Below are 935 nucleotides of genomic sequence, written 5' to 3' on the forward strand. Positions count from 1 at the left end.
GCCTCGGATGCGTCGATCTGCGCGGTGAGCTCGGTCAGCAGGTCCAGATCGGCGGCCAGCACCTGCCGGGCCACGGCTGCGTCCGCCGTGGTCAGCGCGTCGCGGGCGGCACGGACGAGCCGTTCGGCCAGCGGCTGCCGAACGTGGAGGCCGCGGACGGCGGCGAACCGGATGAACCGGGCGGTGCCCAGCGCGGCGAGCCGCTTCGGGTCGGTGAATTCAGCAGCGATGAGCCTTCCCACTTTGGTGCCGAGCACGTCCGGCAGGACCAGCGTCAGCCCGGGGAAGGCCCGGTCCAGCTGGCCCAGCAGCTGGTTCTTCGTCGCGGTCCGCGCCTGGACCCTGCGGGTCCGGTGCGCCGCCCACGCGCCGAGTTCACCGATCACAGCCTCGCGCGCAGTCACAGGAAGGCCCCTGCCGCTGAGGACCAGCTCGGTGATCGCTTCCAGATCCAGGGCATCGGTCTTGATGCGCCGGCGTCCCTGGACCCTGCGCTGCTCGGCCACGTGCGCGGGATTCAGCTCCAGAACCTGCCAGTCCGCGGGCCACACGGACGGGGTGAGCAGCGGCCGGTGGTAATGCCCGGCAGCTTCGATCCCGACTCTCACSGGRRCATCCATCCCGGCCAGCCTGCTTTTGATCAGAGTGAGGATCCCGTCCAGGCCCCGTCCGGTCATCTCGAAGTCCACCGGACCCAACAGGCGATGCCGGGCGGCATCGGTGACCGACAACGCGACCGTCCTCTTGCCAACGTCGACAGCAACAACAACGGGTGAWTCACCGGTCACCACGCCCTGAACAGACATAACAAACACCTCCGAAGGTGTCGGGAGGATCCCGCGGATCAACCTCAGGTCCTCAAAGGAATCTGATACATCCCGTCCTGACATCTCCGGAGGTGTTTGTGAAGGACAGACTCAACTCATATCAGCTGT

The 935-nt window shown here is 67.1% G+C and carries 1 protein-coding gene; it reads right to left on the reverse strand.

All coding sequences use genetic code 11. From position 1 onward, the window contains the following. Positions 1-806 (reverse strand): IS110 family transposase (locus AC1D0A_RS21925; protein WP_476946836.1); only part of this gene is annotated, 806 nt, incomplete at its 3' end. Between the last annotated feature and the right edge of the window lie 129 nt (positions 807-935).

Source organism: Arthrobacter sp. P1_D4 (genome assembly GCF_056406115.1).